We start from the raw sequence: 853 nt of genomic DNA on the forward strand, positions 1-853 counted from the left end.
TGAGCTTCGCGCCGGCGCCACGGATGGCCTGCCGGACGGCCTTGCCCTTGTGGGAGCCGAGATTGTCCATGACGACGATATCGCCGGCCTTCAGCGTCGGCACGAGCACCTTTTCAACGTAGATGAGGAACCGCTCGCCGTTGATCGGCCCGTCGATGAGCCACGGCGCCTCGACCCGGTCGTGGCGCAAGGCGGCGATGAAGGTGGATGTCTTCCAGTGCCCGTGCGGGACCTTGGCCTTGAGGCGCTGACCGCGCGGCGCCCAGCCGCGCAGCGCTGCCATGTTGGTCTTGGTCCAGGTCTCATCGATGAAGACGAGGCGGGAAGGGTCGATCCGGCCCCGATACTTGGCCCATTGCGCCCGCCGGCGGGCGACATCGGGGCGATCCTGCTCGCTGGCGATCAGCGTCTTTTTTTATGCGTCAGATCTTCGGCGTGGACGAACTCCCACACCGAGCGGTAGTCCACCTGCAAGCCGCGCTCATCGAGAAGCTCCTTCACAAGGCCGCGCAAAGTGAAGGGCTTTTCACTGCAACGCCGGCGCAGCCAGGCAGCATGCTCTCCCGACAGCTTCTTCGGCCGATGGCCGCCCATCTGGCCGGGTTCAACGCTGCCGGTTTCTTCAAAGCGCTTGACCCAGTTGATCGCCGTGCTGATCGCAACCCCGAAGCGCGCCGCCGCCTGGTGCCGCGACATCCCTTCCTGCTTCACCGCTGCGACAACGCGCTCGCGAAGATCCATCGAATACGGTCGACCCATCCATACTGGCCTCCTTCTCCAGCCAGCATGTTGAATCAGAATTCACCGCCAAAGGGAATCCCTGCCGATTCAGCCTCGTTTCATCCCGCTCTAG

General features: G+C 63.9%; 1 pseudogene. It reads right to left on the reverse strand.

Annotated features, from left to right (window positions below):
• Window positions 1–759: pseudogene (locus NYR58_RS20470) on the reverse strand (IS630 family transposase); the annotation flags it as partial.
• Window positions 760–853 lie beyond the last annotated feature (94 nt).

Source organism: Chelativorans intermedius (genome assembly GCF_025398255.1).
Classification (GTDB): Bacteria; Pseudomonadota; Alphaproteobacteria; order Rhizobiales; family Rhizobiaceae; genus Chelativorans; species Chelativorans intermedius.